This window comes from Micromonospora ureilytica (genome assembly GCF_015751765.1).
In the GTDB taxonomy this organism is placed as follows: domain Bacteria; phylum Actinomycetota; class Actinomycetes; order Mycobacteriales; family Micromonosporaceae; genus Micromonospora; species Micromonospora ureilytica.
This window is the reverse complement of the sequence record NZ_JADOTX010000001.1, coordinates 5,070,840-5,084,353: the sequence shown is the minus strand read 5'-3', so window position 1 is coordinate 5,084,353 and position 13,514 is coordinate 5,070,840. Positions and strand designations below refer to the sequence as shown.

Sequence of the window (13,514 nt, the reverse complement as noted above, 5' to 3'; positions counted from 1 at the left end):
TTCCCGGCGTTGTCCACAGGCATCGACAGGCCCGATTGTGGTGCGGTACCGTCCGTGTGCCGTGGTGACGGTGGCAGCACACTGAGTGATGGATCACCCGGGAGGAGTCGGCCGATGCCGCGGGGGGAGATCGACGAAGCCTGGATCGAGGAGGCGGTGCGACGCTACCGCCGGATCGAGTCCCTCCAGGCCGAGTTCGACCAGGCGGTGTCGACCGTCGAGGTGACCGTCCGCTCGCCGGACGGTCTGGTCGAGGTGGTGGTCACCGCCGGTGGACGGATCACCGACGTGCGGTTCCTCGGGCCGCTGCACACCCGCAGCCCGCGCGACGTGGCCGGTTCCGTGCAGGCCGCGGTCACCGCGGCGGCCGACGCCGCCGAGTGGGCCCGGGAGAAGCTGCACAACGAGACGTTCGCCGCCTACCGACCGCTCGCGGGGGCCTGAGATGGACACACTGCGCGCGCTCTCCGCCCGACTGGACGAGGCGAGCGCCACGCTCACCCTCATCTCGCACACCGTCACCGCCAGCGATCCGCCCCAGGCCGCGTTCGGCGCCGACGCGCCGGGCCGCCCGGGTGAGATCGGTCGGGCGCTGCACCGGCAGTGGACCACCGCCACCGACGACCGGGCCCGGGAGGCCCGCGCCGCCGCCGGCCGCCTGGCCGCAGCCGCGGCGGCGGTCCGGGAGGCCGCCGACCGCTACGCTGAGGTCGACCGGGCCGCCCGCCGCCGGCTCACCGGAGAACCGTGATGGACGCGCTGGACCGGCTCGCCGAGCCCGGCCTCGACCTGCTCCGCCGGGTGGACACGCTGATCGCGGCCGGCGTCCCCGAGGGCCACCGGGTCTGGCCCCTGCTGCGCCGCATGCAGGTGCTGCCGGGCGACGCGGTCCGCAGCTTCCTCGACCTGCACCCGGTGCCCCTCGCCAGCGCCGGCCACGCCGTGCGCCGGCTCATCCGGGGGTACGACGAGGTCTCCGCCGCGCTCACCGACTCGGTGCTCTGGTCCGGCCCGGCCGCCACGGCGTACGGGCAACAGCGGGCCGCGCTGCTGCGCCATCTCGACGAGGGGCCGGACAGCCTCGTCGGGCGCATCGACTCCACCGCCGGTTACGCCGACGCCCTCGCCGACTGGGTGGAGGGCAGCCGTCTCGCGCTGGCCCGCACGTTGGCCGACGTGCTCCGCTCGGCCGAGGCGGTCGCCGTGGTCGCCGCCACCGCCACCGCTGGGTCGACACGCCCCGGACCGGTCGGGCCCGGTGTGGCCGACGCGGCCGAGATCGCCGCACGGGTGCTGGCGGTGCTCTGCGTCGCGTACGACGGCGCGGAGACGCTGCTGCGACAGTGGGGGCCGAGCCTGGCCGAAACCGCGTGGCGTCCGCCAACGGACGGGCGGCCCCGCTACGACCAGCCCACCCGGGTCGGCTGGTAGCCGCCCCTCGGTCTTCCGGCCGTGGGCGCGTTGGCCCGGCCTTTGGTCATCCGGCCGTGGCCGCGTTGCTCGGACCTTCGCTCTTCCGGCGGCGGCCGCGGTGCTCCGGGCAGGCCACGGCGTCGCTCGCGGGCGCCCGACCTGAGCCGGTGCCCACGGCGACGCCGTGGTCTTCCCCCTGCACCCCCCGCAGGTCTGCCTCCACTCAACGCCGCCGAAGCACGTCTTGTCTCCTGCCCGGCCCCGGATTCAACCGTCCGGGCGAGGAGTAACGGCACGACGGGACGCCCGGCAATAGGTCGAGTCGACGGTCATGAATGCGGCGAGGCGTAGCCGGCCGATGCGCCCTGCGCGGCGACCCGTCGTAGGGTGGGGGGATGGGCATGCTCTGCGCGGTCAGCTTCAACCGGTACGGGCGGCTCTACTACCTCGACCCCGGTGAGTTGCGTCCGCAGGTGGGCGACCGGGTGCTGGTGCCCACCGATGACGGGCCCGAGGTGGCGGAGTGTGTGTGGGCCGCGCAGTGGGTGACCGAGGAGACCGACGGTTTCCCCCGCCTGGTGGGGCTGGCCGGCGACGACGACCTACGTCGGGACGAGGCGTTGCGTCGGCGTAAGGCCGAGGCGAAGGTCGCCGCGAAACGGCTGATCCGCTCGCACGGCCTGCCGATGAAGGTGGTGGCTGTCGACCACGTGCTCGGCTCCGCCGAGAGCGGCGGTGAGCGCAGCACCGTGTACTTCACCGCCCCGCACCGGGTGGACTTCCGTTCCCTGGTCCGCGACCTGGGCGCAACCCTGCACTGTCGGGTGGAGCTGCGCCAGCTCTCCGCACGCGACTCGGCGCGGGTGCAGGGCGGCATCGGCTCCTGCGGTCGCGACCTGTGCTGCGCCACGTTCCTCACCGACTTCGAGCCGGTGACCATCCGGATGGCGAAGGACCAGGACCTGCCGCTCAACCCGCTGCGCATCTCCGGCGCGTGCGGCCGGCTGATGTGCTGCCTCAAGTACGAGCACCCGCTGTACCAGCGCTTTCAGGAGACCGCCCCGGCAGTCGGCAGTCGGGTCTCCACCCCGGAGGGCGACGGCCGGGTCGTCGGCCACAGCGTCCCGAGAGACGCGGTGACGGTACGCCTGGACGCGGACGGCTCCCGCTGCTCCTGCTCCCGAGCCTCCGTCTGCGCCCCCCGCCAAGCCCACGACCAGCACTACACCCCCTAACCCCGCACCCTTCCCCCTCCCACCCGCCCCCGCTCCCGGCCCCCGGGCCCGTCCCCCGTGTTGATCATGAAGTTATTGCCACCCTCAGCGGCGTGTCGGGGCAATAACTTCATGATCAACGGTGGGGTGGGGTGGGGTGGGGTGGCTTTAGCGCAGGACTGTGGGGGGTTCGGTTAGGTGGGGGGTTAGGGGGGATTTGGGGATTAGCCAGCTTTCGGTGGGGGACTGGTCGGGATTTACCTGCCAGTCGCGGGAGACGCGGTCCACCCCCAACGGGTAGATGGTCAACGTGCCGTCCGGGTCGATGCGCAGCCGCAGGAACGACTTGGAGTCCTCAATGCCCTGGCCGGCGAAGAGTTCGTTGACGTTCACCCCGAACGAGCCCGCCACCAGCAGATACGCCGCCACCAGCTGGCTTGCGACCAGACCGATCACCGGGCCGTAGAGCACCGCCGCGGCGGCTGCCGGCAGCGGCCACGGCCAGTCGTAGAACGGCAGCGCCAACCACGCCCAGGTGCCGGCAGCCCCCAGGGCCACCTGCGCCACGCCGTGGCCGACGCCGAGGATCCAGTGCCGCGCGTGCCGTTTGCCGCTCGCGCTCGGCGGCTTGGCGAACAGGGCCGCCGCGATCACCGTCACGAGCACCATCAGCACCAGCGGAACGCTGAACAGCCGCTGGTCGGTGCTGTCGGCCCAGTTCGCCGTCGCACCCGCCATGGCCAGCATCAGCAGGGTGTGCAGGGTGCCGAGCAACGTGGTGAAGCCGGGATTGCGGAACGGCAACCGGGGGAAGATGCCCCAGCCGTAGCGACGGGACCGAGCGGCGTCCGGGTAACGGGCCACCAGGTCGTACGGCTGGGCGGAGCTGGCCTTGCGGGCAAGCGTGTCCCGCGGTGGCACCTCGATGCGCTCCGGCAGCTTGTGCGTGGGGTAGAGGTACGCGCCGCCGCCACCGCACGTGATCAGCTGCCGGTCCGGCCCCGAATAGCGGGCGTAGTGGTGCAGGTCGCCGGAGAGCAGCAGCCGCACCCGCGCCCCGGTCGGGTCGATGATCGTGCGGATGAAGTAGTCGATCGAGTCGTACGCCGTGGGGTTGTCGGCGGCCTTGACCCAGGTCGGCGCCGGCGCGGCGATGATCACTTTGGACTCCGGACCGAGCCGCCGGGCCACCTCGTCGAAGTAGGCCAGCTGCGGGTCGTCGAGATACGAGCCGGACTGGTCGTCCACGCCGAGCAACCACCAGCCGGCCGGCAACTCCACAGCGAAGTACGACCGGGACTGCCCGGTGCCCCAGCCCGCGAAGTTCCGGTCCCGGGAGCGGACGAACAACCGCAGGAACGCGGTGAGGCCGTCGTACCAGTCATGGTTGCCCGGCACCGCGAAGAGCGTGGGCTTCGCGGCCGGGGCCACCGGCAGGGCGGCCTGGTAGGGGCCCTTGCACCGGTCCTCGTACGCGGCGTAGGCCGCCGACGGGTACACCTGGTCGCCGCCCATCACCAGGGTCTGTGCCCGGGGTAGGCGGTGCCCGTCGACGGTCAGCTCGGGCTGCGCCAGCAGGTACGCCACCGAGTACGTGGCGTTGAAGCCGTCACCCAGGTCCGCCACGTAGTCGAGCCACAACCCGCCGTCCGGCCCGACCTGGCGGAATACGCCGTCACCGAACGCGTTCTGCAACTCGCGCTTGTCGAGGTACGCCCCGAAGAGCACCGCGAGCAGCGTACGAATGCCGGTGCTGATCAGCAGGAACGGCGCCAGCCACGGCACCGGTTTGCGCGGCGTGAAGCCCAGTTCCAGCGGGTCGGTGCTGCGCGGCCGGTGGGCGGCGCGTTCACCGGCCGGCGCACGGTCAGGGCGTTCGGTGGGTTCGTCCTGACGTTCGGGGTGGTCGCGTTCGTCGCTCACCCGCCGCAGCGTAGTCCCGGCCGCGATCATCCGCTGTCCGGTAAGCGTCCAGATGGCGGCCGATGTCCGGTTGGTGCTGGCAGGCGCGATGGGGGTATCCCGTTCGGGCGGTGCCGCCGGGGTGCCGTACACTTGCTGATCGTTGCCGCCTTAGCTCAGTCGGCTAGAGCGACGCACTCGTAATGCGTAGGTCGACGGTTCGATTCCGTCAGGCGGCTCGGTACAGAAGCCCAGGTCATTGACCTGGGCTTCGCCGTTTCCCAAGGTCCACGACAGCGCCGCCGGACGTCCCTCAAGCCCTTGGCCCCGTTGTCACATCTCACCAGTCCAGACCTGCTTCCAAGCACAGGATCCCAGCCTGGGTGTGCCAGCCGCTTCGGTATAGGTCTACCGGGTAGCCGAACTCTCTGACTTTCCTGTCGGCTGTCTCTACTGAGATGCGCATCGACAACGGCTCGTCCCGGACTTCGGACGGGCACTGAAGCCGCAGCTTGACGTCGAGCCAGCGGGTGCTCCCGGGGCGCAGCGACTGGGACTGGCCGGTGTCCTGAATCAGGACGCCAGATGTCTGCGCTTGCACCGCACGGATCGTGACCGGCAGAGGGCCAAAGTTGGACACTTCCACCGACCCGTCCAATTCGGCGACGCCCTCGGTAACGACGCCGTCGGTACGGGCCGCCCCCGGTATGACGACGAGTGCGACCGACGCGGCCCGTTCCCGCTGCTCACGACGGTCTCGCAACTCGTTGACACTGACGCCGCCCAGCAGCAAGCCGACCAGGAAGGCGGCGATGAGGCGCAGTTGGGCCTTCTTGACCGCACGACGGGTAGAGGTGGCACCCGATTCGGCCGGCACATGCTTGTGCTCGTCGAGATCGATCACGTCATGCTCAGGCACCGCGACAGCTTAGGGCCTCGATCCCCTAACGCGTGGTCCGTGCCATCCACGTGCCAGTAGCCGATCCCCAGGACGGCCACCGCCGACGGGCATCGCTTACCGCAGCATGTCCGCGTCGCCCGTTTCCTGATCGACAGCCACCCGCAGCGGCCATCCGAAACTCACGATGTGACAGGGCCTCTCGCCGGTCACGGTCATCACCTGCTCGACGGTCACCCCCTGCACGCTCGGTGGCTCGCGCAGATCCTGACGCTCAGCGAGGCGACAGGCCAGGAATCGCATCGCGATCTGGATGGCCTCATCGGTGTCAACCACGAGACGACAGTACGTAGTGGAGGCCAGCCCGGCCACCCACCCAGGGGTCGGCGGGCGCCGCCTGGTAGTGCCCGCCGCGCGATGGTCAGATGTTCAGCAGGCCACCGTTGCGCACGGCGTCGTCCTTGATTGCTATCAGGTTCGCCGAGACGTACGGGATGTTGTGCGCCTGGTGCCATTCACTCGGGAAGTACGTGACCAGCCGCGACGCCTGGAACCGGCATGTGATTTCAGGTACGAACCGAGAATATTTGGCGTCCGTGAAGTACCAGAAGGAGTTCTCGTTGTAGAACGCCACGTGTGTTGGGTCCTGGTAGGCGCCTCGGCCGTCGGTGCTGGGGGTCAGCGACAACAACATTCCGTTCGGTGCGAGCAGTCGGTACAGTTCGTTGAACAGCGCGATCTTGTCCGGGATGTGTTCCAGGAAATCCACCGCCCGAATGACCCCGACGCTGTTGTCCGGCAGGTCGACACCTTTCGTTATGTCGCAAACAATGTCGACGCCCTGCCCGTCGTGGTAATCCAGGCCGAGGTACCCCTCCGGCTTGTTGTGAGCGGCGCCCAGGTCGAGCGCCATAAGTCCCTGCCGTCGCGACCAGGCCAGCACATTATGTTGGATGTTCCGGTCGTAGATCTCCACCGTGCGCTGCTGGATGCGAGCGTTGACATCTGGAATGCGCTGCGTGTTCTTGGCATGCATGCGTTGGAGGTACAGGCATTTCTGGATGTGATGGAACTCGCTCACCTGGTACATCCGAGCCATGAGATCGGCGTCGTCCGCGACGTCGAGCGACTCGTCGTACCCGCCGACCTTCTCGTAGATGTCCCGGCGGAACGCCCGCACGTGGTTCGGTGCGTACCAGATGTAGCTCACGTTGTGCGGCGTCGGCGGCAATGCCCGGCAGACCAGCACTTCGCGGCCGTCTACCTTGTCGTCGTAGTGCCGCCAGCCGAACGAACTCGCGAAACGGTCCTCACAGCGGGTGCCGTCCTCCTGGATCTGCGCGGTGTCGCTGTAGACGAACCCCACCTCCGGGTTGGAGTCGAAGGCGTCGACTATTTCTTGCAGACAGTCGCTGCTGAGCAGATCGTCGTCGTCAAGTTCGACCAGGATTTCCCCGGCAGCCTCGGCGCAGGCGTACCCCTTCACGGCACCGACGCCGTTCAGGTCGTCCTGGACAATGAGCCGGATCCGATCGTCGTGCCTCTCGGGCCGCCAACGCGACCCTTGATTGAGGATGACCACCCATTCCCAGTCAGTGAAGGTCTGCGCGACGAGGGATTCGAAACATTCGTCGATGAAACGGGTGCGGTTGCTCCCCGTGAAGACCGTTACGCGAGGTGCGCGCATGAAGCCGATCACCTACCCGCCGGAGTCGAGGACTTAGAGGTAGGGGTCGGTCGGTACTTCGCTGGAACCGCTGAGGTGAGCCCCTTGTCCAGACGGATCGCGGCCTTGAAGGCGTCCCGCGCCGCCGTCTCCTCACCGGACTGGGACAGCAACATGCCCAGTCGGAGGTAGGCAGTTGACGACTTGTCATCGATCGACACGACCTTGCGGTAGATGTCTATCGACGTGGTCGGTGCCTTACCTTCCAGAGCGATGGCCTTGTTGTAGAGGGCAGGCTTGTAGTTGGCGTCGGCCGCCAATGCCTTGTCGTAGGCGCTGACCGCCTCGTCGGCTTGGTTGCGCGACTGGGCGATGTAGCCCAGGTTGAACCAGGCGAACTTGTTGTCGGCCTCAGCGTCCAGCAGCTTCTCGAAGGTTGCCTTCGCCGCGTCGAAATTGCCGGCTTGGCCCTGCTCGACACCGAGCTTGAGCAGGTCTTCCGGCGTCTCGGCGCCGCCGTTCGTCTTGTTGCCGGCGTTGTTCGTCTGTGGCTTCTCGGCAGGCTTGTCACTGCATGCCGTGACTCCGGTCAGCAGGACCGCACCGCAGGCCAGTGACCCGAATATCTGGCGCATGCTCATTTCTCCTCCTCGACGACGACGGGGCGCTTCGACCTGCTGTCCGGCCGGCCGGCCCCGCTACTGTTGGACGTCGCCCGGCCCGACGTGTTGGACGGAGCTGTCAACGCCACCGGCGTGCCGAGTGAGATGCAGGACACCCAGATGTCGGCGCCTCCGCCGGTAAAGGTGAACTGGTAGCCACTGGTCGAGAGTGGCTGGATGAGCACCGGATTGACGCCTGCACCCGAGAGTTGATAGCCAGTTCCGACAGCAATGTCTCCGGGCTCGCAGCCGAAATCGACAGGGGTGTCTGCGATAACCGTCAGTGGGCCTTGAATGTAGGCGGCCTCGATTCCGTTGCCCGCCACGCCCTGGGGCCCTTGGGCGCCCGTGGCACCCTGCAGGCCCTGGGGGCCCTGTGCCCCCGTGTCGCCCGGGGCTCCCTGTGCACCTTGGAAGCCTTGAGCGCCTTGCGCGCCCGCGTCGCCCTGGGCTCCCTGTGCACCTTGGAACCCTTGAGCGCCTTGTGCGCCTGCGTCACCTTGCGGGCCTTGTGCGCCGGTGGCGCCTTGAAAGCCTTGGGCGCCCTGGATGCCTGCGTCGCCCTGAGCGCCTTGGGCGCCGGTCGCGCCTTGAGCGCCGGTGTCGCCTTGCGGGCCTTGTGCGCCGGTCGCGCCTTGTGCGCCCGTGTCGCCTTGAGCGCCGGTCGCGCCTTGGAAGCCTTGAGCGCCTTGTGCGCCTGCGTCGCCTTGCGGGCCTTGGGCGCCGGTCGCGCCTTGTGCGCCGGTGTCGCCTTGCGGGCCTTGGGCGCCGGTCGCGCCTTGCGCGCCCGTGTCGCCTTGAGCGCCGGTCGCGCCCTGAGCGCCCGTGTCGCCCTGAGCGCCTTGCGCGCCTGCGTCGCCTTGCGGGCCTTGGGCGCCGGTCGCGCCTTGCGCGCCCGTGTCGCCCTGAGCGCCTTGCGCGCCTGCGTCGCCTTGCGGGCCTTGGGCGCCGGTCGCGCCTTGCGCGCCCGTGTCGCCTTGCGAGCCTTGGGCGCCGGTCGCGCCTTGGAAGCCTTGAGCACCCTGGACGCCTGCGGCGCCTTGCGCGCCTTGCGCGCCTGCGTCGCCTTGCGGGCCTTGAGCGCCCGTGTCGCCTTGCGCGCCGGTCACGCCTTGGAAGCCTTGAGCGCCCTGGACACCTGCGTCGCCTTGCGGGCCTTGGGCGCCGGTCGCGCCTTGTGCGCCCGTGTCGCCTTGCGGGCCTTGGGCGCCGGTCGCGCCTTGTGCGCCGGTGTCGCCTTGCGGGCCTTGGGCGCCGGTCGCGCCTTGTGCGCCGGTGTCGCCTTGCGAGCCCTGAGCGCCGGTCGCGCCTTGGAAGCCTTGAGCACCCTGGACGCCTGCGTCGCCCTGCGGGCCTTGGGCGCCGGTCGCGCCCTGAGCGCCCGTGTCGCCTTGCGAGCCCTGAGCGCCGGTCGCGCCTTGGAAGCCTTGAGCACCCTGGACGCCTGCGTCGCCCTGCGGGCCTTGGGCGCCGGTCGCGCCTTGGAAGCCTTGAGCACCCTGGACGCCTGCGTCGCCCTGCGGGCCCTGAGCGCCGGTCACGCCTTGAGCGCCCGTGTCGCCTTGCGGGCCCTGAGCGCCGGTCGCGCCTTGTGCGCCCGTGTCGCCCTGAGCGCCTTGGGCGCCCGTGTCGCCCTGAGCGCCTTGGGCGCCCGCGTCGCCTTGCGGGCCTTGGGCGCCGGTCGCGCCTTGAGCGCCCGTGTCGCCTTGCGAGCCCTGAGCGCCGGTCGCGCCTTGGAAGCCTTGAGCGCCCTGCGCGCCTGCGTCGCCTTGAGCGCCGGTCGCGCCTTGAGCGCCGGTCGCGCCTTGAGCGCCCGTGTTGCCTTGCGCGCCCGCCTCGCCTTGGAAGCCCTGCGCGCCTCTCGCACCTGCGTCGCCCTGGGCGCCTTGAGCACCGTGAGCGCCCGCGTCGCCTTGAGCACCCTGGGGGCCTTGAGGGCCACGCTTGCCGTGCGGGTAGCCCCCCTTGTCCTTGCCCTTGTCGTGGCCGCCCCATGGGCTCTGCCAGCCCTGTGGGCCGTAGTCCGTTTGCCCGTCGGGGTACTGGTCCCACGAATCGTCAGGTCCGTCGCCGTCTTGGCGGACAGCTAGGAGGCTTGAGGGCCACCCGCCGTACTGGCCGAGCGGACCGGGCGTACCGACGTGCACGTCCTGTGCGGACGGCTTCGCTTCCACGGGTTGCGCTGCGGCTGCGGGCCCACCCGTCATCCCGACTACCAGTAGGGCGGAACTCAGCCCGGAAGCGGCCCGGCCATGGTTCAGTCGCCGCCGCAGCCGTCGGTTGTTGCTCATGACCCCTCCAGAGCCACCCCGGATATACCCAGAGCTACCTACTAGTCACCTGCCGTTATCGGCTGGGCGAGTCGTAGCGTATTCGACTGATTGGCCGGTCGAGAGGGGTTTCGACGTCATATAGGTATATTTAGGAGAAAGTGGAATTTACTTACGAAAAAGCGCATAAGCCCTGGCCACCGTGTTGAAGGACCCGCCCACCCGGGGCCACCCATCGCAAAGGGCTCGTCACGTTTGACAGTGGGTCGCCGCCCCGGCGATGTCTCCGCAAGTGCGGCGCCGCTCAGGGCTCCCGTCGTCCGACGATGATCCCGCCGAGCCGGCTCTCCGCCGAGGTGACAGTGGTCTGCGAGTCGACTGTGAACCCGTACCGGCGCAGCCAGGCCGCCACCTGGGCTGGCTGCCGACGATGGACGTGCACGTTCATCGGGTGGCCGCCGTAGCCCTCCGTCTTCACTGTCGTCTCGTCGCCCACGTGGAAGCCGAGCAGCAGGGGCCCACCGGGACGCACCACTCGCCGGAAGTGCGCGAACACCGCGCCGATCTGGTCGTCGGGGATGTGGATGAGGGAGTACCAGGCGATCAGGCCGGCGACCGAGCCATCGGCCAGATCGAGGTCGGTCATCGAACCGACCTCGAACCTCAGTTCTGGGTGATCACGGCGGGCCACGTCGATCATCCCGGGCGAGAGATCGATCCCGAAGGCGTCGACGCCGAGCGTGTGCAGGTGGGCGGTGATTCGCCCCGGTCCGCAGCCGACGTCCGCGACCGGCCCGCCGCCGGCACCCTGCACCAGCTCCGCGAACGACGCCAGAGCGGCTCGTTCGTGCGGTGCCCCCGCCAAGAGGTCATGTACCAGGCGCGCGTAGCTGACCGCGACCGTGTCGTAGGAGGTACGGGTTTCTGCCAACCAGCCGTCATCGTCCACGACGCCAACGCTAGAGCAGCGACACGGCGACCGGCCGATGTGGAGGTTCGGCGAATCTGGTGGTCTGCGGAGGTGGCGAAAGTGTCGGCGGTGGTCGATATGGTCCGCCGGTGACCGTGACCACCGATGCCCCCGGGACGCTGCCCACCCCCGCCGACGAGGCCCGGCTGTGGGCACTCATCGAGGCGGCCTGGGCCGAGTTGGGCGCTGAACCCTTGGCGCTGCGGCAGGCCCTCGTCGAGCGCGACCCCACCAATGACCACGGCGATGACGATGACGGCCCGTCCTCCGCGATCGACGCCTGGCTTGATCCTTTCCTGGACCGCCTCGGGCAGCTGACCGTCGAGTTGACGGGGCAGGAGCTGACCGATCTCGACCGGGTGGTGGAGCGCAAGCTGCACGACCTCGATCGGGAGGACATCCACGAGGTGACCGACGGGTCGGACGACGGCTTCCTCTACTGCCGAGGTTTCATCGTGGCCCTGGGCCGGGCGTACTACGAGGCGGTCCTCGCCGACCCCGCGATGGCTCTGCTGGACGCCGACTGCGAAGCCATGTGCTACTTCTTCGCGCACCTGCACAACGACCGGTTCGGTTCGTGGCCGGATACCGGTTCCGGGATCTCCCGGGAGTCGTTCGGCAACCCGGCCGGCTGGTCGGCCTGACCGGCATCACGCGGCTCGCGCGACGAGGACCAGGATCAGACGTAGATCTTCTTGGCGTACTCCGGGCCGTAGTGCCGTTCCAGGTCTTCGAGGCTCTCCGTCGGTGCCTCGACCTCCTTGATCAGGCGTGCCCGGGTCGGCAGCGCCTCGGGCTGCCAGGTCTCTGGCCGCCACAGCGCGGACCGCAGGAACGCCTTCGCGCAGTGGTAGAAGATCTGCTCGATCTCCACCACCACGGCGAGCACCGGCCGGTGCCCCTTGACCACCATGTCGTCGAACCAGGGCGCGTCGCTGACCAGGCGGGCCCGTCCGTTGATCCGTAGCGTGTCGGTCCGCCCGGGGATCAGGAAGAGCATCCCGACGTGCGGGTTGTCGAGGATGTTGCGGTAGCCGTCGGCCCGCTTGTTGCCGGGCCGCTCGGGCAGGGCGATGGTCGTGTCGTCCAGCACCAGGGCGAATCCGGCGGGGTCGCCCTTGGGGGAGACGTCGCAGCTGCCGTCTGCGCCGGCCGTGGCGAGCAGACAGAACGGCGAGGCGCCGAGCCACTCGCGGTCGCGCTCGTGCAGGCGGGTGCGTTCCTTGTTGGCGGCACGAGCGTGCGGTACGCCGAGCAGCTCGCGCAACTCCTCGTGCGAGGTGATCTCCACCGTCACGTTGTCCTCCCTCAGCCGTTGACCCGGTGGCGGGCACCACCGTCGTCAGCCTAGGCCGCCGTGACCAGCGCGAGGTTTGTGCATGGTTGCCGGGGGTACGGCCTCACGCGACGCGCCGCCGCAAACGAGACCGTTTCGCAGGACGCCGACCAGTGGAGGCCGGGAGATGGAGAGCCGACTCAAGGTGCTGGGTCACCCAGTCCATCCGATGCTGGTGATGTTCCCGGTCGCGCTGCTGGCCACGGCGGTGCTGTTCGACGTGGTGGACACCGTGGGTGGTCCGGACTTCCTCGGCGAGGTCGCGTACTGGAACATCACAGTCGGCCTGATCGGTGGCCTGCTCGCCGCGGCGGCCGGCTCGTTCGACCTGTTGGCGATTCCGACCGGCACCCGAGCCAAGCGGGTGGGTCTGCTGCACGCGGGCGCCAACGTCGCGGTGATCCTGCTCTTCGCCGCCGTGTGGGCCGTCCGGCTCAACGCGGATTCCCGGGCCGCCGGTGGGGCACTGGTCGCCATCGAGGTGGTCGCGGTGGCGATTCTCGGCATCAGCGCCTGGCTCGGCGGTGAGCTGGTCGATCGGCTCGGTGTGGGCGTCGACAGCGACGCCGGCCTGGACGCGCCCAGCTCGCTACGGCCGCCGGCGGCCACCCAGCGGATCGGAGAGGTGTGATGAGCGAACAGCAGTTTGGCGGTTTCGGCCGGGGGTGGCGCGGCAACCGGCAGCAGGGCTGGGACCCGATGGGGGAGTTGCAGTCGCTGCGCTCCGAGTTGAGTCGCCTGGTCGGTGGTCGCGGCGGGGCGTCCGACGTCGAGTTGACCGAGACCTCGGACGGCTGGGAGGTGGTCGTCCGGCTGCCCGGGGTGGCGCCGGAGGAGGTGGCCGTCGAGTTGGACGACCTCGAGTTGTGCGTGCGGGCCCGCTCGGAGGCGGAGGTCAACGCGGACCAGGGCATACCCGGCGGCTTCGAGACGCGCGGTTTCGAGTACCGGGTCAATCTGCCGTCGCGGGTCGAGCCGGACGCCATCGACGCGGTGATGGACCACGGTCTGCTCCGGGTCCGTCTACCTCGGGCGACGCGGCCCACGCCGCGCACCATCACTGTGGGCCGCACCGGGCCGCGCTCCGGCGACGTCTCCACGGGTACGCCGATGCCTGCCGATCCCGCCGCGGACCGGGAGCTGCACCGCCCGGACACCGCCGGCGAGATCGACCGGCCGTAGC

General features: G+C 69.7%; 15 protein-coding genes and 1 tRNA gene. 8 read left to right on the top strand and 8 right to left on the bottom strand.

The annotated features are described in order from the left end of the window. Positions 1-114 precede the first annotated feature (114 nt). The 4 genes from IW248_RS23195 to IW248_RS23180 all read left to right on the top strand — a co-directional run bounded on the left by IW248_RS23195 (position 115) and on the right by IW248_RS23180 (position 2,648). On the top strand, positions 115-444 hold the full coding sequence (locus tag IW248_RS23195; RefSeq protein ID WP_007454690.1) for a YbaB/EbfC family nucleoid-associated protein: 330 nt from the start codon (positions 115-117) through the stop codon (positions 442-444). Position 445: 1 nt separating this feature from the next. Next, positions 446-751, top strand: coding sequence for a hypothetical protein (locus tag IW248_RS23190; RefSeq protein WP_196928677.1), 306 nt, complete (start codon positions 446-448; stop codon positions 749-751). Next, a complete protein-coding gene (locus tag IW248_RS23185) occupies positions 751-1,431 on the top strand; it encodes a hypothetical protein (RefSeq protein WP_196928676.1) in 681 nt (226 codons plus the stop codon). Before IW248_RS23190 ends, IW248_RS23185 begins: the two co-directional genes overlap by 1 nt. Positions 1,432-1,808: 377 nt before the next feature. Continuing rightward, positions 1,809-2,648, top strand: a complete 840-nt coding sequence (locus IW248_RS23180; RefSeq protein WP_112585777.1) for a PSP1 domain-containing protein — start codon at positions 1,809-1,811, stop codon at positions 2,646-2,648. A 147-nt stretch (positions 2,649-2,795) separates the two neighbouring features. Here IW248_RS23180 and IW248_RS23175 read toward each other — a convergent pair whose 3' ends face one another. Continuing rightward, on the bottom strand, positions 2,796-4,682 hold the full coding sequence (locus IW248_RS23175; RefSeq protein ID WP_372432722.1) for a metallophosphoesterase family protein: 1,887 nt from the start codon (positions 4,680-4,682) through the stop codon (positions 2,796-2,798). Between the two features lie 12 nt (positions 4,683-4,694). Between IW248_RS23175 and IW248_RS23170 the strand changes: the two genes are divergently transcribed. Beyond that, positions 4,695-4,768: transfer RNA gene (locus tag IW248_RS23170), tRNA-Thr, on the top strand. 101 nt (positions 4,769-4,869) lie between these two features. On the opposite strand, the gene IW248_RS23165 is transcribed toward IW248_RS23170, so the two are convergent. From IW248_RS23165 to IW248_RS23140, 6 genes are all read right to left on the bottom strand, one after another. Beyond that, positions 4,870-5,448, bottom strand: a complete 579-nt coding sequence (locus tag IW248_RS23165) for a hypothetical protein (protein WP_196928674.1) — start codon at positions 5,446-5,448, stop codon at positions 4,870-4,872. A 96-nt stretch (positions 5,449-5,544) separates the two neighbouring features. Next, positions 5,545-5,763 carry a hypothetical protein gene (locus IW248_RS23160; protein ID WP_196928673.1) on the bottom strand — a complete coding sequence of 73 codons (219 nt, stop codon included), beginning with the start codon at positions 5,761-5,763 and terminating at the stop codon, positions 5,545-5,547. Between the two features lie 85 nt (positions 5,764-5,848). Beyond that, positions 5,849-7,126, bottom strand: a complete 1,278-nt coding sequence (locus IW248_RS23155; RefSeq protein ID WP_307788167.1) for a glycosyltransferase — start codon at positions 7,124-7,126, stop codon at positions 5,849-5,851. Continuing rightward, positions 7,123-7,734, bottom strand: coding sequence for a tetratricopeptide repeat protein (locus IW248_RS23150; RefSeq protein WP_196928672.1), 612 nt, complete (start codon positions 7,732-7,734; stop codon positions 7,123-7,125). The genes IW248_RS23155 and IW248_RS23150 overlap by 4 nt, the downstream gene beginning before the upstream one ends. Beyond that, positions 7,731-10,046, bottom strand: coding sequence for a hypothetical protein (locus IW248_RS23145; protein WP_196928671.1), 2,316 nt, complete (start codon positions 10,044-10,046; stop codon positions 7,731-7,733). Before IW248_RS23145 ends, IW248_RS23150 begins: the two co-directional genes overlap by 4 nt. 283 nt (positions 10,047-10,329) lie before the next feature. Further along, a complete protein-coding gene (locus IW248_RS23140; protein WP_124816358.1) occupies positions 10,330-10,974 on the bottom strand; it encodes a class I SAM-dependent methyltransferase in 645 nt (214 codons plus the stop codon). Positions 10,975-11,084: 110 nt separating this feature from the next. Here IW248_RS23140 and IW248_RS23135 point away from each other — a divergent pair, with 110 nt between their 5' ends. Continuing rightward, complete coding sequence (locus tag IW248_RS23135; protein WP_307788166.1) at positions 11,085-11,639, top strand: DUF4240 domain-containing protein; 555 nt, start codon at positions 11,085-11,087, stop codon at positions 11,637-11,639. A gap of 35 nt (positions 11,640-11,674) precedes the next feature. On the opposite strand, the gene IW248_RS23130 is transcribed toward IW248_RS23135, so the two are convergent. Next, complete coding sequence (locus IW248_RS23130; protein WP_196928670.1) at positions 11,675-12,292, bottom strand: pyridoxamine 5'-phosphate oxidase family protein; 618 nt, start codon at positions 12,290-12,292, stop codon at positions 11,675-11,677. 166 nt (positions 12,293-12,458) lie between these two features. On the opposite strand from IW248_RS23130, the gene IW248_RS23125 reads away from it, so the two are divergent. Together IW248_RS23125 and IW248_RS23120 are read left to right on the top strand one after the other, a co-directional pair. After that, positions 12,459-12,962: a DUF2231 domain-containing protein gene (locus tag IW248_RS23125; RefSeq protein ID WP_124816362.1), complete on the top strand. Its 504-nt coding sequence runs from the start codon at positions 12,459-12,461 to the stop codon at positions 12,960-12,962. Next, positions 12,962-13,513, top strand: a complete 552-nt coding sequence (locus IW248_RS23120) for an Hsp20/alpha crystallin family protein (RefSeq protein ID WP_196928669.1) — start codon at positions 12,962-12,964, stop codon at positions 13,511-13,513. The genes IW248_RS23125 and IW248_RS23120 overlap by 1 nt, the downstream gene beginning before the upstream one ends. Position 13,514 lies beyond the last annotated feature (1 nt).

Bases quoted from the DNA above. Each gene is read 5' to 3' on its own strand.
- IW248_RS23125 (WP_124816362.1), top strand. From the start codon at position 12,459: ATGGAGAGCCGACTCAAGGTGCTGGGTCACCCAGTCCATCCGATGCTG.
- IW248_RS23120 (WP_196928669.1), top strand. From the start codon at position 12,962: ATGAGCGAACAGCAGTTTGGCGGTTTCGGCCGGGGGTGGCGCGGCAAC.
- IW248_RS23150 (WP_196928672.1), bottom strand. From the start codon at position 7,734: ATGAGCATGCGCCAGATATTCGGGTCACTGGCCTGCGGTGCGGTCCTG.
- IW248_RS23145 (WP_196928671.1), bottom strand. From the start codon at position 10,046: ATGAGCAACAACCGACGGCTGCGGCGGCGACTGAACCATGGCCGGGCC.
- IW248_RS23190 (WP_196928677.1), top strand. From the start codon at position 446: ATGGACACACTGCGCGCGCTCTCCGCCCGACTGGACGAGGCGAGCGCC.
- IW248_RS23180 (WP_112585777.1), top strand. From the start codon at position 1,809: ATGGGCATGCTCTGCGCGGTCAGCTTCAACCGGTACGGGCGGCTCTAC.
- IW248_RS23185 (WP_196928676.1), top strand. From the start codon at position 751: ATGGACGCGCTGGACCGGCTCGCCGAGCCCGGCCTCGACCTGCTCCGC.
- IW248_RS23195 (WP_007454690.1), top strand. From the start codon at position 115: ATGCCGCGGGGGGAGATCGACGAAGCCTGGATCGAGGAGGCGGTGCGA.